19 protein-coding genes and 1 tRNA gene are annotated in these 23,588 nt (G+C 71.9%); all 20 read right to left on the bottom strand.

Features of this window, described 5'->3' with window-relative positions:
- Positions 1-26: 26 nt before the first annotated feature.
- Entirely contained in the window at positions 27-1,013 is a 987-nt protein-coding gene (locus ABZW10_RS01885) for a hypothetical protein (RefSeq protein WP_355358297.1), read from the bottom strand.
- Positions 1,010-2,227 (bottom strand): protein phosphatase 2C domain-containing protein, encoded by a 1,218-nt coding sequence (locus tag ABZW10_RS01880; protein WP_355358294.1) that lies wholly within the window; start codon positions 2,225-2,227, stop codon positions 1,010-1,012. Before ABZW10_RS01880 ends, ABZW10_RS01885 begins: the two co-directional genes overlap by 4 nt.
- A gap of 14 nt (positions 2,228-2,241) precedes the next feature.
- Positions 2,242-2,901 carry a VWA domain-containing protein gene (locus ABZW10_RS01875; protein ID WP_355358291.1) on the bottom strand — a complete coding sequence of 220 codons (660 nt, stop codon included), beginning with the start codon at positions 2,899-2,901 and terminating at the stop codon, positions 2,242-2,244.
- A gap of 34 nt (positions 2,902-2,935) precedes the next feature.
- Positions 2,936-3,454: a hypothetical protein gene (locus tag ABZW10_RS01870; protein WP_355358289.1), complete on the bottom strand. Its 519-nt coding sequence runs from the start codon at positions 3,452-3,454 to the stop codon at positions 2,936-2,938.
- Positions 3,451-4,845 (bottom strand): methyl-accepting chemotaxis protein, encoded by a 1,395-nt coding sequence (locus ABZW10_RS01865; RefSeq protein ID WP_355358286.1) that lies wholly within the window; start codon positions 4,843-4,845, stop codon positions 3,451-3,453. The genes ABZW10_RS01870 and ABZW10_RS01865 overlap by 4 nt, the downstream gene beginning before the upstream one ends.
- 211 nt (positions 4,846-5,056) lie before the next feature.
- On the bottom strand, positions 5,057-5,797 hold the full coding sequence (locus ABZW10_RS01860; RefSeq protein WP_355358283.1) for a Sir2 family NAD-dependent protein deacetylase: 741 nt from the start codon (positions 5,795-5,797) through the stop codon (positions 5,057-5,059).
- 120 nt (positions 5,798-5,917) lie between these two features.
- Positions 5,918-6,502: a hypothetical protein gene (locus ABZW10_RS01855; protein WP_355358280.1), complete on the bottom strand. Its 585-nt coding sequence runs from the start codon at positions 6,500-6,502 to the stop codon at positions 5,918-5,920.
- 119 nt (positions 6,503-6,621) lie between these two features.
- The gene (locus tag ABZW10_RS01850) at positions 6,622-7,302 is read right to left on the bottom strand and encodes a response regulator transcription factor (protein ID WP_355358277.1); all 681 of its coding nucleotides are present in this window, start codon (positions 7,300-7,302) and stop codon (positions 6,622-6,624) included.
- Positions 7,299-8,492 carry a histidine kinase gene (locus tag ABZW10_RS01845; RefSeq protein ID WP_355358274.1) on the bottom strand — a complete coding sequence of 398 codons (1,194 nt, stop codon included), beginning with the start codon at positions 8,490-8,492 and terminating at the stop codon, positions 7,299-7,301. The genes ABZW10_RS01850 and ABZW10_RS01845 overlap by 4 nt, the downstream gene beginning before the upstream one ends.
- A 91-nt stretch (positions 8,493-8,583) precedes the next feature.
- Positions 8,584-9,282 carry a hypothetical protein gene (locus tag ABZW10_RS01840; RefSeq protein ID WP_355358271.1) on the bottom strand — a complete coding sequence of 233 codons (699 nt, stop codon included), beginning with the start codon at positions 9,280-9,282 and terminating at the stop codon, positions 8,584-8,586.
- Positions 9,283-9,451: 169 nt separating this feature from the next.
- Positions 9,452-9,525: transfer RNA gene (locus ABZW10_RS01835), tRNA-Met, on the bottom strand.
- A gap of 124 nt (positions 9,526-9,649) precedes the next feature.
- A complete protein-coding gene (locus tag ABZW10_RS01830; protein WP_355358268.1) occupies positions 9,650-13,543 on the bottom strand; it encodes a DNA-directed RNA polymerase subunit beta' in 3,894 nt (1,297 codons plus the stop codon).
- 101 nt (positions 13,544-13,644) lie between these two features.
- A complete protein-coding gene (gene rpoB, locus ABZW10_RS01825; RefSeq protein WP_355358265.1) occupies positions 13,645-17,121 on the bottom strand; it encodes a DNA-directed RNA polymerase subunit beta in 3,477 nt (1,158 codons plus the stop codon).
- Between the two features lie 720 nt (positions 17,122-17,841).
- Complete coding sequence (gene rplL, locus ABZW10_RS01820; protein WP_355358262.1) at positions 17,842-18,225, bottom strand: 50S ribosomal protein L7/L12; 384 nt, start codon at positions 18,223-18,225, stop codon at positions 17,842-17,844.
- A 90-nt stretch (positions 18,226-18,315) separates the two neighbouring features.
- The gene (gene rplJ, locus ABZW10_RS01815; protein WP_344342466.1) at positions 18,316-18,879 is read right to left on the bottom strand and encodes a 50S ribosomal protein L10; all 564 of its coding nucleotides are present in this window, start codon (positions 18,877-18,879) and stop codon (positions 18,316-18,318) included.
- Positions 18,880-19,255: 376 nt separating this feature from the next.
- Positions 19,256-20,134 (bottom strand): hypothetical protein, encoded by an 879-nt coding sequence (locus ABZW10_RS01810; protein ID WP_355358258.1) that lies wholly within the window; start codon positions 20,132-20,134, stop codon positions 19,256-19,258.
- A 139-nt stretch (positions 20,135-20,273) separates the two neighbouring features.
- A complete protein-coding gene (locus ABZW10_RS01805; RefSeq protein ID WP_355358255.1) occupies positions 20,274-21,080 on the bottom strand; it encodes a hypothetical protein in 807 nt (268 codons plus the stop codon).
- Between the two features lie 179 nt (positions 21,081-21,259).
- Complete coding sequence (gene rplA / locus ABZW10_RS01800) at positions 21,260-21,982, bottom strand: 50S ribosomal protein L1 (RefSeq protein ID WP_355358252.1); 723 nt, start codon at positions 21,980-21,982, stop codon at positions 21,260-21,262.
- A 79-nt stretch (positions 21,983-22,061) separates the two neighbouring features.
- Positions 22,062-22,496, bottom strand: coding sequence for a 50S ribosomal protein L11 (gene rplK, locus ABZW10_RS01795; protein WP_153461023.1), 435 nt, complete (start codon positions 22,494-22,496; stop codon positions 22,062-22,064).
- Positions 22,497-22,662: 166 nt separating this feature from the next.
- Positions 22,663-23,481 (bottom strand): transcription termination/antitermination protein NusG, encoded by an 819-nt coding sequence (gene nusG, locus ABZW10_RS01790; RefSeq protein ID WP_355358914.1) that lies wholly within the window; start codon positions 23,479-23,481, stop codon positions 22,663-22,665.
- Positions 23,482-23,588: the final 107 nt, after the last annotated feature.

The following is a 23,588-nucleotide window of genomic DNA, read 5'->3' as shown; positions in this document are numbered from 1 at the left end:
CGGCCCGGCCCGTCGCCCCGGCCTCGTCAGCTGGGCCGCTGCAGCCGGATGCTCCCCCGGGCCGCCCGGCCGTCGAACAGCCGATCGTCCGCCGGCCGGGCCTGGCGCGGCGGCGGGGTGAAGCCCGGCGCGAGCGGGATGCTGCCCCGGCCGCCCAGCGCCAGCAGCCAGGCGGTCAGGTCCGGTCGGCTCCCGTACGGGCCGGCGGCCTGCTCCCAGACCCGCCGGACCATCTCCAGCTGCCGGTCCGTCAGCACCTGCGGCAGCGGGTCCAGCGGCGCGCCCGGCGCCACGTACGGGTCCTGCGCCAGCGTCCGGCCGATCAGCAGCGCCGCCTTGTAGCGGTCGCTGTCCACGGAGGCGCCACTGCCGTGCGGGGAGTACGGGTCCGCCCAGTTGGGCGTGTCGGCCTGCTCCAGCACCGGGGAGGCCCCGACCCGGCGGATGCCGTCGCAGTCCAGCAGGTGCACCGCCGGCTCGGGCAGCGCCGTCCAGAGCACATTGGCGTGCGAGAGGTCCCCGATCACCAGCCCCCAGCGGTGCAGCCGGTCGATCAGCCCGACCAGCTCCAGCAGCAGCGCCAGCCGCTGCTCCGGGTCGGGGCGGACGATGCCCTGGGTGGCGGGCTTCTCCGGGTACAGCAGGTACTGCGCCTCGGTGAGCTTGCGCGCGCCGGTGGCCGTCTGCCAGGTCATCGCCGACGGGGCCTCCCGCATCAGGAAGCCGACGCAGCGGGGGCCGTCCACCACCCGGCAGAGCGGCCAGGCGGCCTGGGCGTCCAGCCGCTCCCGGTCGGCCTGCGGCAGCGCGAGCCGCAGCGCGACCAGCTCGGCCAGTGCCGCGCCGTTGACCCGCCCGGCCTCCAGGTAGCGCTTGAACAGCAGGCCGGGGTAGCCGTCGAGGCGCTGCACCTTGCCCTGGCCGCCCCGGCCGGCCTCGGCGCCGACCGGGAGCAGCGCCAGGACGGCGTCCCCGCCGCCGGCCAGCGCGGTGGCGATGTCGGAGGCGCTCACGGTGCGGCCTCCCAGAGGCAGACGACCGAGCGGTCGTCGTCGTAGCTGCGCACCCGGACCTGGGTCTGCCAGAGGAACTCGGCGAGGCCGGGCACCTCACCGCCCCAGCGCTCGCCGAGGAACCCCTGCAGCTCGGGCTCCTTGAGCAGCGGGAGCGCGAGCCCGTCGGTGCAGAGCACCAGGACGTCGCCGGGGCGGGAGTCGGTGATCAGCCGGGCCCGGGCGTGCTCGTACGCTTCGGGGAGGCAGTCGGTCCGGGTGCTGATCGGCCCACCGCCCTGGCCGGCCTCGGCCGCTTCGAGGTCCTGCCAGCCGCCCTCGCGCAGGCGCAGCAGGCCGCCGTCGCCGACCGAGACGAAGCCGCGGAACGGGACCGTCGGGTCGGCCGGCACCAGCAGCGCCCGCAGGGTCGTCGAGTAGGCCTTCGGCGGACGGCCCTCCTTCCTGGCCTCCTCGGCGAGTTCGTCGGCCGCCGCCCCGATGAGCCGGCTCATCATGCTGGCGAAGTCGGGTTCGGCGCCGGTGCGCAGGAAGGCCAGCAGGGTCTCCTCCTTCCGGGCGACCTGACCGGTCAGCTTCCGGAGGATCCCGTGGGAGCCGTGGTGGGAGTGCGACTGGGAGCCGACGCCGTCGGCCACCGCGACCAGCAGCAGCTCACCGGTCCGGACGACCAGGACGGCGTCCTGACGGCACTCGGCCGCGTAGCGGTGCCCGTCGCCGCGGACGGAGGCGGCGCGGACGGTGACCGGGCCGAACCGTCCGCCGTCCACCACGGTGTCGGGCAGCAGGGCGCCGAAGAAGTCACCGGCCGAGAGGGCGGGGATGTCGGTCGGCTCGGCGGGGTAGGCGGGGGCCTTGCGGCCGACGTGGTGCAACGGGCCGGACTCCCGGAACGAGGCCGGCCGGACGACGGGCTCGGGCTCGGCGGAAGCGGAGGCGGCTGCGGCGAGGGGGGCGGGGGCGGCTGGGCCGTCCGCGCTCCACGGCCCGCGGACCGCCGACGGCCCCGGTCCGATCGGGCGCGGCAGGAACCCGTCCGGGACCACCGGCCCGGAGACGACGGACGGCGCCGCCGCCGCGGTCACCGGCCCCTCCCAGCCGTACTCGTACACCGAGGCGGCGAGGTCGATCGGGTCTTCCTTGCGGGTCGGCGCGTGCTCCGGCCCCGGCTCCGCCGCGCGCCCGGCCGGCAGCTGGTTGTCGTACGCGTTCATCCGGCGGCCCGGCCTCAGAGCTTGTCGAGCGAGACGGAGGTGAACCCGGGCACGTTGTCGTCGACCTGCAGGCTCATGCCCTGGCCGGCCTCGGTCGCCCCGCTCACCGAGCGGACGATCGAGCGGGTCAGGCTGCCCGCGAACTCCCGCAGCGCGGGCGCCACGTCGGCCTTCCCGTCCTCCTGCATGAACGCCTTGAAGGTCGCGACCCGCGCGATCACGCTCCGGTCGGCCTGGCCGATGCCGAAGGCGATGATGTGCGGCCGGAACGCGGCGGCCAGCAGGTCCTGGTAGGGCTGGTCCCAGTCGGAGTCGGTCGGCACGCCGTCGGAGAGGAAGAAGACCACCGGGCGGTAGACGTCGTGGCCGTCCGCCTTCAGCGCCTGCACGTCCCGCTCGATCGCCTGGCGGAGCAGGCCGAAGGCGTTGCCGAAAGAGGTGAGGCCGGAGGCCTCCAGGGCGGGCAGCTCGTCGAGGTCGCTCAGGTCGACCAGCGGCTGCAGCTCGTGGGCGTCGGTGGAGAAGCCGATCAGCCCGAACCGGGTCTTGTCGGCGATGGTCGGGTTGGTGCTGATCTCCTGGTGGAGGTCGAACAGGGCCTTGTTGAGGGTGTCGATGTCGGCGCTCATCGACCCCGACTCGTCGCACACGGCGTAGAACGGGAGGATCTGCACTGCACTTCTCCTTCGATTGGCAGGTCGGTGGGCGTCAGCCGGTGTAGAAGTAGATCTCCAGCGAGGCATGCCGGGGGTTGTCCGCGAGCGAGATGAAGTCCCGGGTGGTGGTGCCCCGGAACATCTCCGGACGGGCCTGGGCGAGCAGGCCGTTGACGGTGTGGGCGTAGGCCTGGCCGACGCCGGGGTCGCGGTTGCTGCCGAAGGTGAGGACCACGGCCGCCTGCCGTCCGGCGTAGCGCTCGGTGGCCGCGCGGACCTGCGCGGCCAGGCCGGCCGTGTCCGAGCCGTCGCCGCTGACGTCGACGGTGACCGGGTCGTGCTCGACGCCGCGCGGCCCGGTCGGGGTGGGCGCGGCACTGGGCGTGCTGTCGGCGGTGGCACTCGCGCTCGGGGTGGCGGAGGGCCCGGCGGCGGCCCGCTCGGCGGCCACCGGATCGCCCTGGTCGCCCATCGCCACCAGCGCGAGCACGAGCAGCATGTCGGCGAACAGCCAGCCGGCCAGGTGCACGCCCCGGGCCCGCGGCCGGGCCGTCCGGAACCGGCCCCTCATCGGCCCTGCCCGTGCACCGGCACCTCGTCCAGCTCCAGCAGCGTCCGGTCGTCCACCTCGGCGGAGGCGGAAGCGGAAGCGGCGGCCGTGCCGGTGCCCCGGGACCGGGCGGCGCCCGCGTCGGGCCCCGGTCCGGACACCGTCTTCACCATGACGATGCCCTCCCCGCCGCGCGGCCCCTCCGGCCCGGAGGCGTCCAGGCGCGCCGCCGCCGCGGTGGCCGCCGAGGCCGCCGCCGCGACCCGGTCGGCCAGCATCACGACCTCCCGGGCCAGTCCGTCGAGCCGCTCCAGCACCTGCCCGTTGACGTCCGCCACAGTCTCCGCACCGGTGGTGAAGCCGCGCTGGGCGACCGCGAGATCGCGCACCGCGTCCTCCACCCGCTCACCGGCGTCGGCGAGTTCGGTGCCCACCCGGTCGGTGGCCCGCCGGACCAGCTCGGCCGCGTCGGCGAGCTGCCGCGCGCCCCGCTGGACGAGTTCGTCGGTGGCCGCCGCGCCGTCCCGGACCGACTCGGCCAGCCGGTCCCCGCTGTCCCGCACCGCCAGGCCGACCCCGTCGACGGACCTGCCGATCCCGCCGACCGCCTTCTCGACGCCGTCGACGGCCCGCCGCAGCGGCTCGACCGCCTCTCCCGCGTCGGCGAGGCGCTGTTCGGCCCCGGCGACCGAGCGCTCGACGGCCAGGGCCGCCTCGCTCAACTCGCGCTGGGTGTCGGCGGCCTGCCGGCCGAGTCGCTCCAGGGTCTCCGCCGCGCCGGTCAGCTCGGCCGCGAAGCGCTGCGGCGTGGACCGGCGGCGCTCGTTCAGCACCAGCTGGGCACGGGTGAGCACCGGCGCCAGCTCCGCCAGCAGGTCCTCCGCCTCGCCCTCGGCCGCCGCCTCACGGCGCTCGGTGCCGGCCCGGCGCACACCGTGCGCGACGGAGAGCGCCAGCAGCAGCGCGATGAACAGGGTGGCGGACAGGGCGACATCGCCGAAGGTGGCCCAGCCGGGCAGCCGGCCCTCGAAGCCGGTCTGCCAGAGCTGGAGGAACGGGCGCGCGGCCTGCCGGGCGTCGGCACCGATCAGCGCCCGGTAGGCGCTGGTGGCCTGCATCAGCCCGGCCCAGGTGACCAGCAGCGGGACGAACACCAGGGCGCCCAGGGCGACTTCGGCCCAGGACCAGAACCTCGGTTCGGGGCGCGGCCGCACCGCGGAGCGTACGCTCTCCGGCCGGACGAAGCTGTGCACCAGGTCGAGTTCGGCCCACCGGTCCAGGTCGCCGGCGCCCGAGAGCGCCAAGCCAAGCTCCCTGAGCTCCTCCTGACGGTGCGCCAGTCCGGGCCGGTCCGCCAGGGTCCGCAGCTCGCCCCCGATCGCGTGGCGGTCCAGCAGTGGGCCTGAGGTCATGAGGGCTCCTTCGTACGCGCCGCCGCGGAGCGGGGGACGCCTCCGGCCGGTGCGGCGCGCGGGCGCGGGCGCCCGCGCGGCCTCCCCCGGTGGCCGGAAACCGACCACACCGCTCCGCGCGGCAGCGTAGCGCAGAACGAGCGGCCGGGAGCGGCCAGTTCGGAACGCGGCAACCCATTCGTCACCGAACCCGCCGCCCCGCGGGGCGCCATCAGGCGTACTGGGCGACCAGCCGGCGGACCAGGGCCGGCAGGGCGGTGGAGATCGGCTCGCGGACGACCTCCTCGGCGGCCTCGTCGAACGGCGTCGGCTCGGCGTTGACGATGATCAGCCGGGAGCCGGTCTTCACCGCGTTGTACGGCAGCGCGGCCACCGGGAAGACCTGCAGGCTGGTGCCGACGGCGATGAACAGCTCGCAGGCCTTGCTGATCGCGTCCGCCTGCTGCAGCACCTCGGGGTCCAGCTGCTCGCCGAACATCACGGTGCGCGGGCGCAGGATCCCCCCGCAGTCCCGGCACCGCGGATCCGGCTCACCGGCGGCGACCCTCTCCAGGGCCTGCTCCATCGGGCCCACCACCCGGCAGTCCACGCACTGCACCTCCCTTGCGGTGCCGTGGAGTTCGAGCACCTTGCGGGGTGTCTGCCCGGCCCGCTGGTGCAGCCCGTCGACGTTCTGGGTGAGCACCCGCAGCGGCAGTCCGGAGCGCTCCAGCCCGACCAGGGCCCGGTGCCCGGCGTTCGGCTCGGCGGCGAGCGCACCCGCCTCGGCGCGCATCCGCCAGGCCTTGCGGCGGACCTCCGGGTCGTCCAGGTAGGGGCCGATGGTGACCAGCCGCTGTGCTTCCGGGTCGCGCTGCCAGAGTCCGTTCGGGCCGCGGTAGTCGGGGATGCCGGAGTCGGTGGAGATCCCGGCGCCGGTGAGTACGGCGATCAGCGGGCGCTTCGCGTTCATGCCCCGGACGGTACGGCCCGCACGGGCCGCCCGCCACCGATAATCGACCGGCCACGATCGAGCCGCCGCGATCGCCCCGTCGGCCCCGACCGCCCCGACCGCCCCGCCCGGGAGCACCGATCAGGCGGCGACCGGGCGGGCGGCGCCGAAGCCGCCCAGCGGGGCCAGCGCCACCAGGTAGCAGCCCGCGGCGACCGGGATGAACGCCAGGTCGGCCGCCGTCAGCACGGTCCCGGCCAGCATCAGCACCGGGCTCCACCAGCGCAGCACCCGACCGGCACCGGTCGCGGCGATCACCAGCAGCGCCAGCAGGCCGACGTAGAACAGCATCGGGCCCACCGAGTAGAAGGCCGGCAGCACGCCCGGCCGGCTCTGGACCACGTCGAACAGCCGCTGCTGGTCGGCCTTGTCCACCGCCACCGCCCCGACGTACAGGTCGATCCCGATCTGCCCCAGCGAGGCGGCCAGCCCGGCGAACGCCACCCCCGCCGCCGCCCGGCCCACCGCCCCGCGCCCCCGCCCCAGCGCGGCCAGCACGGGGCCGAACAGCAGCAGCCCCAGCAGCATCAGGCCGTGCCCGACCAGCCAGCCCGGGCCCGGCTCGCGCGAGCCCTCCAGCAGCCGGATGCCGCCGTACAGCGCCATCAGCACGGGGGCCGCGACGACGGCGAACGAGGTGACGCTGCTGCGCCGAGAGGTGTCCATGGGTGCGCTCCTGACGAAGGGGCCGTTGTTCCGACACCCCGGATCCTGTCCGCCGCGCCCCTCGTCCGGGATCACCCGCACCGGCGAACCCGGCCGCTCCCCCGCGCGGGGGAGACGGTTCAGCCCTCCCCCGCCACCACCGCGCCCGCCTCGTACGCGAAGACCACCGCATGCACCCGGTCGCGCAGCCCCAACTTGGCGAGCACATTGCTGACATGGGTCTTCACGGTGTGCTCGCTGACCACCAGCGCGGCGGCGATCTCCGCGTTGGACAGCCCGCGCGCCAGCAGGACCAGGGTCTCCCGCTCGCGCGGGGACAGCTGCTCCAGCAGCCGCGACGGCGCCCGCACCGCCCGCTCGGCGGAGCCCGGCCGGCGGGCGGCGAACTCACCGATCAGCCGGCGGGTCACCGACGGCGCCAGCAGCGCCTCGCCGGAGGCCACCATCCGCACCCCGTGCGCCAGGTCGTCGCGGCGGACGTCCTTGAGCAGGAAGCCGCTCGCCCCCGCGTACAGCGCGTCGAACACGTAGTCGTCGGCGTCGAAGGTGGTCAGCATGATCACTCTGGTGCCGGGGTACTCGGCGCAGACCCGGCGGGCCGCCTCCAGGCCGTCCATCACCGGCATCCGGACGTCCAGCAGCAGCACGTCCGGCCCGTGCACCCGGACCGCCTCGACGGCCTCCGCGCCGTTCGCCGCCTCGGCGACCACCTCGATGTCCGGCTGCGCGTCCAGGATCATCCCGAACCCGACGCGCACCAGCTCCTGGTCGTCCGCGACGACCACCCGGATCGGCGTCATGACGCCACCCTCCGTTCCGTGCCCAGCGGCAGCCGGGCGCTCACCAGGAATCCCCGCCCCCGCGGCCCGGGACCGGCCTCGGCCCGGCCGCCGCAGGCCGCCGCGCGCTCCCGGATGCCGACCAGCCCGCGGCCGCCGGAGAGGCCGCTCCCCGCGGGGGCCGGCCCGCCCGGCCGCCGCCGCGCCCCGCGGCCGTCGTCGGACACCAGCACCGCAAGCTCCCCGCCCTCGCGGACCACCCGGACCGAGATCCGGCTCGCCTCCGCGTGCTTGACCGTGTTGGTCAGCGCCTCCTGAACGATCCGGTAGCCGGCCGCCTCGATGTCGGCGGGCAGCGGCCCGGCCCGCTCGTCCACCTCCAGCTCGACCCGCACCCCGGTCCGGCGCACCCGCTCGGCGAGCGCCGGCAGCTCGGCCAGCCGGGGCTGCGGCGCCAGCTCCGGCCCGCTGCCCTCCTCCTTGAGCACCCCCAGCAGGCGCCGCAGCTGGGCCATCGCGTCCCGCCCGGAGTCGGCGATGGTGTCGAACGCCTTGACCGCCCGGTCCGGGTCGCCGCGCACCACCAGCGGCCCCGCCTCCGCCTGGATCACCATCAGCGAGACGGCGTGCGCCAGGATGTCGTGCATCTCCCGGGCGATCCGGGCCCGTTCCTCGGCGACCGCCCGGGCCGCGTCGCTGGCCGCGCGACGGCCGGCCTCCCGGGCCCGCTCCGCCTCCACCGCCGCCAGCCGGCGCAGCTCCCGCACCAGGCAGCCGAAGACGAACGCGCCGACCGTGGTGATCAGCGAAAACAGCGCACCGTTCGGCGAGTGGGTACCCACCACGTTGGCGGTCACGGTCACCGCCAGCACGCTCCAGCGCTGCCACTCCCCGGCCCGGTCGGCCACCGTGTACAGGGTGACCACGACGAACAGCGGCAGCTGCGGCATCGCCGAGTGGGCGACCACCGAGAGCACCGCCGACACCGCGCCGCTGACCACCATCACGGTGACCGGCGCGCGCCGCCGCCAGGGCAGCGGCAGGGCCGTTCCCAGCGCCAGCAGATAGACCCACCAGGGCCTGGCGGTGACGTCCTGGTACACCGACCAGAGCGAGACCGCCGCCGAGGCCGCCGCCAGCAGGCCGTCCAGCACGTACGGGTCGACCCCCGCCATCCGTGCTCGCCACCGCGCCGCCACCCGTCCGGCCATGATCCCTCCCCCGTACCGGGGGAAGCCGCCCCCGCGGAGAAGATCATGCCCGACCGGCAGCACGGTGGGCACCTCCCGGCCCGCGCCGGCCTCAGCCACCCGTGACCGCCACGCCCCCGGCCCCGGTGTGCGCCGTGATGCTGCGCGGCGCACCGGCCCGGCGCGGCACCGTCACCTCGACCCCACCGGTGTCCGCCCCGGCGTCCACCGCGTACGGCTCCTCCCCGACGGGCACCGCGACCCGCACTCCGCCGGTGTCCGCCCGCGCCTCCACGGTGGTCGGGCTCGTCGCGAAGCCCAGGTCGATGCCGCCGGTCGCCACGCTCACCCGCACCGCCGACGAGGTCAGCCCGCTCGCCGTCACCCCGCCGGTGCCGGCCTCCGCCCGTACCTCCCCCGCCAGCCCGGCCAGCCGGATCCCGCCGGTCCCGCTGCTCAGCCGGACCTTCGTCCCGGCCGGGACGGTCACCCGGTAGCCGACCCCGCAGTCCGAGCAGTCGTACGTCAGCCGCAGCGTGCCGTCGCTCACCTCATGCCGGGTCCGCGGCGGATCACCGCGGAAGGACTGCTGCTCCACCACCCGCACCGCGTCCCCGGCAAGGACCTCGATGCCGCCGGTCAGCCCCTCGACCACCAGCTCCCGCACCGGCTCGGCCACCCCGTAGGACACCGTCAGCCGCTCGGGCCCGTCCCCCGACCCCAGGTACCCCGCCTCCCACAGGTACCCCGCCGAACCGAGCCCCACCGCCCAGGTGATCGCCACCGCTCCCAGCACCCGTCGCACAGCCATCCCCGTGTTCCTCCGCCCGTCCGCGCCGCAATCCGACGCCCCGAGCCTGTCCCGCCCTCCCCCTCCCCGGCTTCCCCCGCCGGAGTGGTTTCCCGCCCTCCCCCGCACGACGGACCCCGGGAACGCCGAAAGGCCCGGAGGCTTGAAGCCTCCGGGCCCTTCGATGCAGTAGCGGGGACAGGATTTGAACCTGCGACCTCTGGGTTATGAGCCCAGCGAGCTACCGAGCTGCTCCACCCCGCGTCGGTGAACCTGACTCTACGCGACTTCGGCCCAGAACCCCAAATCGCCTTCCGCCCGCCCCCGGGAACGCCGCTGGGCGGCCACCCCGCACGGGGTGACCGCCCAGCGATCAGCAACCTTCGACTCAGCCGGTGTACGGGCCGTAGTCGTAGTCGTCCAGCGGGACCGCCTGGCCGGAGCCGGCGCCGAAGGGCGACAGGTCGTAGTCGTCGTAGCCGACGGCCGAGTACATGGCGGCCTTGGCCTCCTCTGTCGGCTCGACCCGGATGTTGCGGTAGCGGGGCAGACCCGTACCGGCCGGGATGAGCTTACCGAGGATGACGTTCTCCTTGAGGCCCAGCAGCGGGTCCGACTTGGCGTGGATCGCCGCGTCGGTGAGGACCCGGGTCGTCTCCTGGAAGGAGGCGGCCGACAGCCAGGACTCGGTGGCCAGCGAGGCCTTGGTGATACCCATCAGCTGCGGACGGCCGGAGGCGGGGTGACCGCCCTCGGAGACCACGCGACGGTTCTCCTGCTCGAAGCGGCCGCGCTCGACGAGCTCGCCCGGGAGCAGCTCGGCGTCGCCCGACTCGATGATCGTCACGCGGCGGAGCATCTGCCGGATGATGATCTCGATGTGCTTGTCGTGGATCGACACACCCTGCGAGTTGTAGACCTTCTGGACCTCGGCGACCAGGTGGATCTGGACGGCGCGCTGGCCCATGATGCGCAGGACGTCGTGCGGGTTGGTGGCACCCATGGTCAGCTTCTGGCCGACCTCGACCGCCTCGCCCTCGCTCACCAGGAGCTTGACACGCTTGGAGACCGGGTAGGCGATCTCGTCGGTGCCGTCGTCCGGGGTGACGACCAGCTTGCGGGTCTTCTCGGTGTCCTCGATGCGGACCCGGCCCTGGGCCTCCGAGATCGGGGCCACACCCTTGGGGGTACGGGCCTCGAAGAGCTCGACGACACGCGGCAGACCCTGGGTGATGTCGTCACCGGCCACACCACCGGTGTGGAAGGTACGCATGGTCAGCTGGGTACCGGGCTCACCGATGGACTGGGCGGCGATGATGCCGACCGCCTCACCGATGTCGACCAGCTTGCCGGTGGCCAGCGAGCGGCCGTAGCAGAAGGCACAGGTGCCGACGGCCGACTCACAGGTCAGGATCGAGCGGGTCTTGACCTCGCTGATGCCGTGGCGGATCAGCTCGTCGATCAGCACGTCACCGAGGTCGGTGTTGGCCGTGGCCAGCAGCTTGCCGTCGACGGTGATGTCCTCGGCGAGCATGCGGGCGTAGACGCTGGTCTCGACGTCGTCGGCCTTGCGCAGCACGCCGTCGGCACCCACGGAGCCGATCGCCAGCTTCAGGCCGCGCTCGGTGCCGCAGTCCTCCTCGCGAATGATGACGTCCTGGGAGACGTCGACCAGACGACGGGTGAGGTAACCGGAGTCGGCGGTACGCAGAGCGGTGTCCGCGAGACCCTTACGGGCACCGTGGGTGGAGATGAAGTACTCCAGCACGGAGAGACCCTCACGGAACGACGCCTTGATGGGTCGCGGGATGGTCTCGTTCTTCGCGTTGGACACCAGACCACGCATACCGGCGATCTGGCGCATCTGCATCATGTTTCCACGGGCGCCCGAGTCGACCATCATGAAGATCGGGTTGGTCTTCGGGAAGTTCGCGGACATGGCGTCCGCGACCTCGTTGGTCGCCTGGGTCCAGATGCCGACGAGCTCCTGCTTGCGCTCGTCGTTGGTGATCAGACCGCGCTCGTACTGCTTCTGGACCTTCTCCGCCTTCGCCTCGAAGCCCTCGAGGATCTGGGGCTTGCTCGGCGGGACGATGACGTCCGAGATCGAGACGGTGACACCCGAACGGGTCGACCAGTGGAAGCCGGCCGCCTTCAGGTTGTCCAGGGTCGCCGCGACGGTGACCTTGGGGTAGCGCTCGGCCAGGTCGTTGACGATCGCGGAGAGCTGCTTCTTGCCCACCTCGTAGTCGACGAACGGGTAGTCCTCGGGCAGCAGCTCGTTGAAGAGCGCGCGGCCCAGGGTGGTGCGCAGGCGGAAGGACTCGCCCTCGAACCAGTTCGACTGGCCGTCCTCGTCCAGCGGCGGGGTCCAGCCACGGGGCGGGACGGTGCCGATGGGCAGGCGCAGCTCGATCGGGGCCTGGACGTCCAGCTCGCGGGCGTCGAAGGCCATGATCGCCTCGGCGGTCGACGAGAAGGTGCGGCCGGCGCCCTTCACGTTGTCGCGGTCCGAGGTCAGGAAGAACAGACCGAGCACCATGTCCTGGGTCGGCATGGTGACGGGGCGACCGTCGGCCGGCTTCAGGATGTTGTTCGAGGACAGCATCAGGATGCGGGCCTCGGCCTGCGCCTCCGCGGAGAGCGGCAGGTGGACGGCCATCTGGTCACCGTCGAAGTCCGCGTTGAACGCGGTGCAGACGAGCGGGTGGATCTGGATGGCCTTGCCCTCGACCAGCTGCGGCTCGAAGGCCTGGATGCCGAGGCGGTGCAGGGTGGGCGCACGGTTCAGCAGGACCGGGTGCTCGGCGATGACCTCTTCGAGGACGTCCCACACGACCGGACGGGCGCGCTCGACCATGCGCTTGGCCGACTTGATGTTCTGCGCGTGGTTCAGGTCGACCAGGCGCTTCATCACGAACGGCTTGAAGAGCTCCAGCGCCATGGCCTTGGGCAGACCGCACTGGTGCAGCTTGAGCTGCGGGCCGACGACGATGACCGAACGGGCCGAGTAGTCGACGCGCTTGCCGAGCAGGTTCTGACGGAAACGACCCTGCTTGCCCTTGAGCATGTCGCTCAGGGACTTCAGCGGGCGGTTGCCCGGGCCGGTGACCGGACGGCCGCGGCGGCCGTTGTCGAACAGCGCGTCGACGGCCTCCTGGAGCATGCGCTTCTCGTTGTTCACGATGATCTCGGGCGCGCCGAGGTCGAGAAGCCGCTTCAGGCGGTTGTTGCGGTTGATGACACGGCGGTACAGGTCGTTCAGGTCGGAGGTCGCGAAGCGGCCACCGTCCAGCTGCACCATCGGACGCAGGTCCGGCGGGATGACCGGGACGCAGTCCAGCACCATGCCGTTGGGCTTGTTGGTGGTCTGCAGGAACGCGGAGACGACCTTGAGGCGCTTCAGCGCACGGGTCTTCTTCTGGCCCTTGCCGGTGCGGATGATCTCGCGCAGGCGCTCGGACTCCTCCGCCAGGTCGAAGGTCTCCAGGCGGTCCTTGAGGGCCGCCGCGCCCATCGAGCCGGAGAAGTAGGTGCCGAAGCGGTCGCGCAGCTCGCGGTAGAGCAGCTCGTCGCCCTCGAGGTCCTGGACCTTGAGGTTCTTGAAGCGGGCCCACACCTCGTCGAGGCGGTCGAGCTCGCGCTGCGCGCGGTCGCGCAGCTGCTTCATCTCGCGCTCGGCGCCCTCGCGCACCTTGCGGCGCACGTCGGCCTTGGCGCCCTCGGCCTCCAGCTCGGCCAGGTCGGTCTCGGCCTTCTTGGCACGGGCCTCGAGGTCGGAGTCGCGGCGGTTCTCGATCTGCTGGCGCTCGACCGAGACGTGCGCCTCCAGGGACGGCAGGTCGCGCTGGCGGCGCTCGTCGTCGACCCAGGTGATCATGTAGGCGGCGAAGTAGATGACCTTCTCGAGGTCCTTCGGCGCCAGGTCGAGCAGGTAGCCGAGGCGGGACGGCACACCCTTGAAGTACCAGATGTGGGTGACCGGGGCGGCCAGCTCGATGTGGCCCATCCGCTCACGACGCACCTTGGCGCGGGTCACCTCGACGCCGCAGCGCTCGCAGATGATGCCCTTGAAGCGGACGCGCTTGTACTTACCGCAGTAGCACTCCCAGTCCCGGGTGGGGCCGAAGATCTTCTCGCAGAAGAGGCCGTCCTTTTCGGGCTTCAGGGTGCGGTAGTTGATGGTCTCCGGCTTCTTGACCTCGCCGTGGGACCACTGGCGGATGTCGTCGGCGGTGGCCAGGCCGATGCGGAGCTCGTCGAAGAAGTTGACGTCAAGCACTGGTCGTCAAGCCCTCTTTCGTAAGTCGAGAGTCGTTCGTGTGGTCTGAGGGGGGCCTGGGGGCGGGCCGGCCCGGGGCTACCGGGCCGGCCCGACCTCCGTCAGACCTCTTCGACGCTGCTCGGCTCGCGCCGGGACAGGTCGATGCCGAGCTCCTCGGCGGCGCGGAAGACGTCCTCGTCGGAGTCCCGCATCTCGATGGACTGGCCGTCCGAGGACAGCACCTCCACGTTGAGGCAGAGCGACTGCATTTCCTTGATGAGGACCTTGAAGGACTCGGGAATGCCGGGCTCGGGGATGTTCTCGCCCTTGACGATGGCCTCGTAGACCTTCACGCGGCCGAGGACGTCGTCGGACTTGATGGTGAGCAGCTCCTGCAGCGCGTACGCGGCGCCGTATGCCTCAAGGGCCCACACCTCCATCTCACCGAAGCGCTGACCACCGAACTGCGCCTTACCACCGAGCGGCTGCTGGGTGATCATCGAGTACGGGCCGGTCGAGCGGGCGTGCAGCTTGTCGTCGACCAGGTGGTGCAGCTTGAGGATGTACATGTAGCCGACCGAGACGGGCATCGGGAACGGCTCGCCGGAGCGGCCGTCGAACAGCCGCGCCTTGCCGGTGGAGTTCACCAGGCGCTCACCGTCACGGGTGAGGGTGGTGTGGTCGAGCAGACCGGTGATCTCGTCCTCGCGGGCGCCGTCGAACACCGGGGTGGCGAGGTTGGTGCCGCCCTCGACCTTGTCGGCGCCGATCGCCTGCAGGCGCTTGGCCCACTCGTCGGCGAGGCCGGAGACGTCCCAGCCCTGCTTGGAGAGCCAGCCGAGGTGGATCTCCAGGACCTGTCCCGGGTTCATTCGGGACGGGACACCCAGCGGGTTGAGGATGATGTCGACCGGGGTGCCGTCCTCCAGGAACGGCATGTCCTCGACCGGCAGGATCTTGGAGATGACGCCCTTGTTGCCGTGACGGCCGGCGAGCTTGTCACCGTTGGTGATCTTGCGCTTCTGGGCCACGTAGACGCGGACCAGCTGGTTGACACCCGGGGGAAGCTCGTCGCCCTCCTCGCGGTCGAACACGCGCACGCCGATGACCTTGCCGGACTCACCGTGCGGGACCTTCAGCGAGGTGTCGCGGACCTCACGGGCCTTCTCGCCGAAGATCGCGCGGAGCAGGCGCTCCTCCGGGGTCAGCTCGGTCTCGCCCTTCGGGGTGACCTTGCCGACCAGGATGTCGCCGGTGACGACGTCGGCGCCGATGCGGATGATGCCGCGCTCGTCGAGGTCGGCGAGGACCTCCTCGGAGACGTTCGGGATGTCCCGGGTGATCTCCTCGGGGCCGAGCTTGGTGTCACGGGCGTCGACCTCGTGCTCCTCGATGTGGATCGAGGAGAGGACGTCGTCCTGGACGAGGCGCTGCGACAGGATGATCGCGTCCTCATAGTTGTGACCCTCCCACGACATGAACGCCACGAGGAGGTTCTTGCCGAGGGCCATCTCGCCCTCGTCGGTGCAGGGGCCGTCGGCCAGCACCTGGTTGACCTCCACCCGGGTGCCCTCGTCCACGAGCACCTTCTGGTTGAAGGCGGTGCCCTGGTTGGAGCGGGTGAACTTGGCGGCGCGGTACGTGGTGTACGTGCCGTCGTCGTTGGCCACGGTGACGTAGTCGGCCGAGACCTCCTGGACGACACCCGGCTTCTCGGCGGTGATGACGTCCGCGGCGTCGACGGCGCAGCGGTACTCCATGCCGGTGCCGACCAGCGGGGCCTCGCTCTTCAGCAGCGGCACCGCCTGGCGCATCATGTTCGAGCCCATGAGCGCGCGGTTGGCGTCGTCGTGCTCGAGGAACGGGATCATGGCGGTCGCGACCGACACCATCTGGCGCGGCGAGACGTCCATGTAGTCGATCTCGGTGCCCGGGATGTAGTCGATCTCGCCGCCACGGCGGCGGACCAGGACGCGGGGCTCGGCGAAGTGCAGGTCCGCGGTCAGCGGGGCGTTCGCCTGGGCGATGACGTAGCGGTCCTCCTCGTCGGCGGTCAGGTAGTCGACCTGCTCGGTGACCACGCCCTCGACGACCTTGCGGTACGGGGTCTCGATGAAGCCGAAGGCGTTGACCCGGCCGTACGAGGCCAGCGACCCGATCAGACCGATGTTCGGGCCTTCCGGGGTCTCGATCGGACACATGCGGCCGTAGTGCGAGGGGTGCACGTCACGGACCTCGAAGCCGGCGCGCTCACGGGAGAGACCGCCGGGGCCGAGGGCGGACAGACGGCGCTTGTGGGTCAGGCCCGACAGCGGGTTCGTCTGGTCCATGAACTGCGACAGCTGGCTGGTGCCGAAGAACTCCTTGATGGAGGCGACGACCGGCCGGATGTTGATCAGGGTCTGCGGCGTGATCGCCTCGACGTCCTGGGTGGTCATGCGCTCGCGCACGACGCGCTCCATACGGGCGAGACCCGTACGGACCTGGTTCTGGATGAGCTCGCCCACGTTGCGCAGGCGGCGGTTGCCGAAGTGGTCGATGTCGTCGACCTCGACCACGATGTCGCGGCCGGTCTCGTCACGCCAGTCGACCTCGCCGGCGTGCAGCTTGACCAGGTACTTGATCGCGTTGATGATGTCGGGCTCGGTGAGCACGCCGGAGTCCAGCGACTCGGCGTTGCCGAGCTTGCGGTTCACCTTGTAGCGGCCGACCTTGGCGAGGTCGTAGCGCTTCGGGTTGAAGTACAGGTTCTCCAGCAGCGTCTGCGCGGCCTCGCGCGTCGGCGGCTCGCCCGGACGCAGCTTGCGGTAGATGTCCAGCAGCGCGTCGTCCTGGCCCTGGGTGTGGTCCTTCTCCAGGGTGGCGCGCATCGACTCGTACTCGCCGAACTCCTCGAGAATCATCTCGTTGGTCCAGCCGAGCGCCTTGAGCAGCACGGTGACCGACTGCTTGCGCTTGCGGTCGATGCGAACGCCGACCATGTCGCGCTTGTCGATCTCCATCTCCAGCCAGGCACCACGCGAGGGGATGACCTTGCAGGAGTAGATGTCCTTGTCGGACACCTTGTCCAGGGTGGAGTCGAAGTACACGCCCGGGGAGCGGACGAGCTGCGACACGACGACACGCTCGGTGCCGTTGATCACGAACGTGCCCTTGTGGGTCATGAGCGGGAAATCGCCCATGAAGACCGTCTGAGACTTGATCTCACCGGTCTCGTTGTTGGTGAACTCGGCCGTGACGAAGAGCGGGGCGGCGAACGTGAAGTCGCGGTCCTTGCACTCGTCAATGGAGTTCTTCGGCGGCTCGAAACGGTGGTCGCGGAAGGTCAGGGACATCGACCCGCTGAAGTCCTCGATCGGCGAGATCTCCTCGAAGATCTCCTCCAGACCGGACTTGGTGGGAACGTCCAGACCGTTCTCCAGCGCCTGCTCGACCCGGGTCTTCCAGGCCGCGTTGCCGAGCAGCCAGTCAAAGCTCTCGGTCTGCAGGGCCAGGAGGTTCGGGACCTCGAGGGGCTCCTTGATCTTCGCGAAGGAGACGCGGAGCGGGGCGGTGGATGCGGCGGAATTGTTCGAGGCGTTGCGCGGCGCGGCCAAGAGGGGGGTCCTTCCGAGGGCTCGGAGCTCACTACGCGCGTACCAGCCGGGCCTTCACGGGCTTGGTCCCACCTCCCTCGCCACTGGCCTCTGCCGAGGTCGAAACCCCAGGTCAGAGCCGCTTTGCGGAGTTGGTGCCAGACCCCTTCGGGGCAACGCAAACTCCGGGCGACGAGTCACGGAGCAGCTAACAGGCAGCGCAAAGGGACAGTGTAGCCAAAGGCGACACTGCTGTCCAGCTCTGATTCGGAGACCGAATCGGAGACTCCTCCCGGTAGCCGTCGGGCGCGAACGCCCGCCGGGTACTGCACCGGCCCGGACTTGCCGGGCCCCACGACTCACGTGGAGTCACTTCCCGCCGGAGCCGCCGGTTATGCATCCGACGGGGGACCAACCGGGCCGACTCGCGCCTCGAGAATCGCGCGCCCTGCCGGGTTCGTCAAGGGCCCGCCTCCGGCGCGGGCCTCGACCCCTTCATCGCGCCGGACCACCCCGGCGTTACAGAAGCCGTGGTCGGGGCCTCACCCGATGACAGCGATCACCATACCCGCCCGCACCGACAGTGCCGAGTGAGCGTTCGGCCACACCGGTGTGTCCACGGACGAGGCGGCCTCCGGGGCCCGGGAACGGGGCCGCCGGGGCCGGAGAACACAAAAGGCCGGGCCGACCACCACAAGGGTGATCGGCCCGGCCCGCGGCCCCCTCAGAGGGGGCGAGAAGTCACTTGACGGTGACCTTGGCGCCGGCGGCCTCGAGGGCGGCCTTGGCCTTCTCGGCAACGTCCTTGGCAACCTTCTCCAGGACCTTGGCACCGGCGGTGTCAACGAGGTCCTTGGCCTCCTTCAGGCCGAGGGAGGTCAGGGTGCGCACCTCCTTGATGACCTGGATCTTCTTGTCGCCCGCACCCTCGAGGATGACGTCGAACTCGTCCTGCTCCTCGACAGCGGCCTCGGCGCCCGGGGCACCCGGGGCGGCGGCAACGGCGACCGGAGCGGCAGCGGTGACGTCGAACTTCTCCTCGAAGGCCTTCACGAAGGCGGCCAGCTCGATGAGGGTGAGCTCCTCGAACTGCGCGAGCAGCTCGTCCTGGGTCAGCTTCGCCATGATTGGCGTCCTTCCACTAAATCGGCAGGTGGTGCCGGATGTACGGGTTGGCGGGCGTACGGGCCCGCAGCGAGGCATGGCCCCGGCCGATTACTCGGCCGCGGTCTCCTCGGCGGCGGGAGCCGGCGTACCGGCACCGCCCTGCTCGACCTTGTCGCGCAGCGCGTCCACAGTGCGGACGAGCTTCGACGGCAGGGCCTGGAAGAGCGCGGCAGCCTGGGACTGCTTGGCCTTCAGGGCACCCGCCAGCTTGGCGAGCAGCACCTCGCGGGACTCGAGGTCCGCGAGCTTCTTGATCTCGTCGGCGGACAGCGCCTTGCCGTCAAGGACACCGCCCTTGATGACGAGAGCGGGGTTCTCCTTGGCGAAGTCACGCAGAGCCTTCGCCGACTCCACCGGGTCACCGGTGACGAAGGCGACAGCCGTCGGACCGGCGAACAGGTCGTCGAGCTCCGTGATCCCGACCTCATTGGCCGCGATCTTGGTCAGCGTGTTCTTCACCACGGCGTACTGGGCGTTGTCACCCAGGGAGCGACGCAGGGTCTTGACCTGCTTCACCGTGAGACCGCGGTACTCGGTCAGCACGGCCGCGTTCGAGCCACGGAAAAGCTCCGTGATCTCGGCGACGGCAGCAGCCTTGTCGGGCCTAGCCATAGGCTTACGCCTCCTTCCGTGATGTCGAAGTCCGGCCGACCGCAAGAGTCGACCATTCGCGCCTCGAACCACCGGACGAAGGAAACCCCCTGCGGAAAAGCAGATGAGCCCCGGTGCGCAGGCGCACGGGGCTCGGCGTGAACTCGACGGATCCACGTGCGGGGCACGCGACCCGGAGGTCAAAGCTCCAAACAGTCCTGCGCGGGCTGCCTGCGCGTGAAGCGCAGATCCTTCGGTCGCGAGCTTCCTCACGGACGCACGGCGACAACCAGCGGTCTTTGGCTTCCGCCACAGTAGCCGGACGCCGCCGTCCGGGGCAAATCGCCCCCGGCGGCGGCCCGACCCGGGGCAAGGGGCCGGGCTCGGCGGGCCGGGATCAGCGGGCCAGCGGGGAGGTGCTGCGGGTGCCGCTGTCCACGGTGTCCGCCTCCGCCGGGGCCTGCGCCGAGAGCGCGCCGCCGGGCTCGGAGTAGAGCACCGAGTCGTCCAGCCGGCCGCTGTCCCCCGTCCCGGTCCGCTCCATCCGGACCAGCTGGTCCTTGTCGTTCAGCCAGAGGTCCAGGGTGAGCGAGGCCGAGCCGCCGGGTGCCAGCGCGGCCCGCAGGCCGTCCCGGCGGGCCGGGGCGAGCTGGGTCTGCGCCGCCGCGTAGCGGGCCGCGTCGGTGGCCACCCGGTAGTGCTCGACCGTCGAGTCCTCGAACTTCTCCTCGCCGACGTACTGGGCGGTGATCCCGTCGGCGGTCGCGGCGGCCAGCGCCACCACCGGGTTGATCAGGTCGATCAGCCCGGCGTAGGGGATCTCCCGGTGCCCGTCCGGGCCCGGCGTACCGGCGAACCGCTCCCAGTGCTTGCCGCCCAGCCTGGCCGCGGTGGCCGCGTCGCCGCCCTCGTAGGCGACGGTGTCCACGACGATCAGCTGCTCGGCGGCGGCCGGGGTGGAACGTTTGACCTGGAGCGCGGTCTTCGGCTGCCAGAACAGCGGCCCGGAGCCGGCGTCCGCGCCCAGCCGGTAGCTCACCTTGGCGCGGCGGGCGGTCTGCATGGCCAGCTGGGAGGAGAGCAGCACCCCGTGCGGCGAACGGTCGGTCGGCTTGGCCGGCCAGGTCGGCGAGGCGCTGCTCGGCGTCGGCGTCGCCTCGCCGGGCGCGCTCGGCGAGGCGGACGGCTCCGGGCCGCCGGCCGAACTGCACCCGGCCGGGCCGGCCGCCAGCACCGCGACGGCGACCACCGCCGCCAGCCGCTGCCGCACCGCCATCCACGCCTCCCCAACTGCCACTGATCCGGCCGGACGACCGCTCGGGCCGGGACGTCCGTTCCTGCCCACCTTGCCACCCGGGCTCACACGACCCGGTGGCACCCCCCGCCACTCGGCCGCACGACCCGCCACGGGAGCCCTACGGACTCGGCGCGACGGACTCGGCGGGCTCAGTGGGCTCGGTGACGTCCGTGGTGGTCACCACCGCGCCGGCCGTGCCGCGGACGGTGGAGCGCACCCGTTGCAGCCGGTCACCGGGCGCCACCCAGAACTCGTAGTCGAGCGTCTCGACCCCGTTCCGCTCGTAGTAGTCGAGCACCTCGGTCAGCCGCGCGGGGCTCAGCCCCTCCTCGGCGCCGAAGTAGTCCGCCACCGACGCGGTGCCCCGGTAGTGCGCGACCGTCCCGCCGTTCAGCTGCTCGCCGCCGAGCGGGGTGAGCCGGCCGGCCAGCGCCATCGTGTGCGCCGGGCCGCCCGGGTTGGACAGCAGCCCGGTGATCCAGCCGCCGGCCCAGCCGGTCGCCCCGGCCGTCCCGGCGGCCCCGGCGGAGGCCCGCGGATCCAGTGACTCCGCCCTGTCCCGGTCCGCCGTCCTGGGCGCGGCCCCGGGGTAGCCGAGCTCCAGCACGCCGTCCTGCCGGTGCAGCCGCCCGGTGCCCAGCTCGTCGGTGACGGTCAGCTCGGCCGCGTCGCGGGCGCCCCAGGTGAGCGTGCCGTCGGCGCTGCGCCGCCCGCCCGGCCCCTCCTGGACCACCTGCACCCGGGCCCCGCCGGAGTCGTCCAGCCGCTGGGAGGCGGACAGCAGCACCTGCCGGGGCGGACGCACGGTGGGGCGGTCGCTGATCGGGGTCCGGTCGCCGGACACGGCCAGCACGCTGCACGCGGTCAGGCCGGCGGCGAGCAGCAGCAGGGCCGCCCCCTTGGCGGCGGGGCGAAGGGCGGGCACGGCACTCTCCGGCGGTCGGACGGCGGCGGCCCCAGGACGGGAGCACGCGGGCGGACCGGGCGAGCGTACGACGGACCGCGCCCCGGTTCCCCCCACCGGGGGTATCGATCGGGAAACGACGGCGGGCCCGCACCCCCGGCGAAGGGGGTACGGGCCCGCCGTACGGACGACGGCTGCGATCAGACCGCGGCCGGGTCCTCCTCGACGAGGAGGTTACGGGTGCGGTTCGGGTCCACCTGGATGCCGGGGCCGATGGTGGTCGAGAACGCGGTCTTCTTGATGTAGCGGCCCTTGGCGGCGGACGGCTTGGCGCGGAGCACCTCGTCCAGCGCGGCGGCGTAGTTCTCGACCAGCTGCTCGTCGGTGAAGGAGGCCTTACCGATGATGAAGTGCAGGTTCGAGTGCTTGTCGACGCGGAACTCGATCTTGCCGCCCTTGATGTCGTTGACAGCCTTGGCGACATCGGGGGTGACGGTGCCGGTCTTCGGGTTCGGCATCAGGCCACGGGGACCGAGCACGCGGCCGAGGCGGCCGACCTTGCCCATGAGGTCCGGGGTGGCGACGACGGCGTCGAAGTCCAGCTTGCCCTTGGCGACCTCGTCGATGAGCTCGTCGGCACCGACGATGTCGGCACCCGCAGCACGCGCGGCCTCGGCACGCTCGCCGGTCGCGAAGACCAGGACCCGAGCGGTCTTACCGGTGCCGTGCGGGAGGATCACGGTGCTGCGGACCATCTGGTCGGCCTTGCGCGGGTCGACACCCAGACGCATGGCGACCTCGACGGTGCCGTCGAACTTGCTGGTGCTGGTCGCCTTGGCGAGGCGGATGGCCTCGAGGGGGGCGTAAAGGCGCTCGCGGTCGACCTGGGCGTCCGCGGCCTTCAGGGCCTTGCTGCGCTTCATAGCTGCTCCTGAATGGTGATGGGAGTTGTGGTAGTCACGGGCCAGCGCAGGCCCTACCACGGGGGACGAGAAGGGGTGATCAGCCCTCGACGGTGATGCCCATCGACCGGGCGGTGCCGGCGATGATCTTCTCCGCCGCGTCCAGGTCGTTGGCGTTCAGGTCGGGCATCTTGGTGGTGGCGATCTCGCGGACCTGGGCGCTGGTGAGCTTCGCGACCTTGGTCTTGTGCGGCTCGCTGGAGCCCTTCTCGACACCGGCGGCCTTCAGGATGAGGCGCGCGGCCGGCGGCGTCTTCGTGATGAAGGTGAAGGAACGGTCCTCGTAGACCGTGATCTCCACCGGCACGATCATGCCGCGCTGCGACTCGGTCGCGGCGTTGTAGGCCTTGCAGAACTCCATGATGTTGACGCCGTGCTGACCCAGCGCGGGGCCGACCGGCGGGGCCGGGTTGGCCGCACCGGCGTTGATCTGGAGCTTGATAAGCCCCGTGACCTTCTTCTTCTTGGGAGGCATGTCTCTCCGGGTCCTTCCGAGAGGTGATTGCTGGTGTGCGCGGAACCGGGGCGACACCCGGTCGCCAGCACACACATCGGACCAGGCTAACGCCTCGGCGTCGCTGGACCAAAACGGATGCGGGGCGGGGGCCTCGGCCCCCGCCCCGCATCCGAAGAGTGTGGGACTAGTTCTTCTGGATCTGGTCGAAGGAGAGCTCGACCGGGGTCTCCCGGCCGAAGATCTCGACCAGGCCCTTGACCTTCTTCGAGTCCGGGTTGATCTCGTTGATGGTCGCCTGGAGGGTGGCGAACGGACCGTCGGTGACGGTGACCGAGTCGCCGACCTCGAAGTCGAGCACCTGGATCTCGCTGGGCTTGACCGGCGAGGGCTTGCCGGCCTCCTTGGCCGCCTGGCGCTCGACGTCGGGGGCGAGCATCTTGACGACCTCGTCCAGCGTCAGCGGGTACGGGTCGTAGGCGTTGCCGACGAAGCCGGTGACACCGGGGGTGTTGCGCACGACGCCCCAGGACTCGGGGGTGAGGTCCATGCGCACCAGGACGTAGCCGGGGAGCTTGTTCTGGCGGATGGTCTTGCGGTCGCCGTTCTTGATCTGGACGACCTCCTCCTGCGGCACCTCGGCCTGGAAGATGTACTCCTCGACGTTGAGGGAGACGGCGCGCTGCTCCAGGTTCTGCTTCACCCGGTTCTCGTAGCCGGCGTAGGTGTGGATCACGTACCACTCGCCCGGCATGAACCGCAGGTCCTCGCGGAACTTGGCGACCGGGTCGACCTCCTCGGCCGGCTCCTCCGCGGTCTCCTCGGCGACGGTCTCCTCGGTCTCGGCCTCGTCCTCGGCGGCCTCGTCGGACTCCACGTGCAGCGCGGCCTCCTCGGCCGACTCCCCGGCCTCGGCCTCGTCGTGCGCCTCGGCCTCGGCCTCGTCCTCGTCGGCGTCGACGGCGTCCACGATCTGCTGCTCGTCGGTCTCGACGTCGTCAGCCAGCTCGGCCGCGTCCTCGGCGGCGACATCCGCCTCGCGGACGGTCTCGTCGGCGTCGTACAGGGGGGACTCAGACACGGTGGCTGCTTCTTTCCTGGAGATGGTGAAGG

Source organism: Kitasatospora sp. NPDC004723, assembly GCF_040609255.1.
Classification (GTDB): domain Bacteria; phylum Actinomycetota; class Actinomycetes; order Streptomycetales; family Streptomycetaceae; genus Kitasatospora.
Note: the sequence above shows the minus strand (reverse complement) of the source record. Positions and strands in the feature narration are given on the sequence as shown.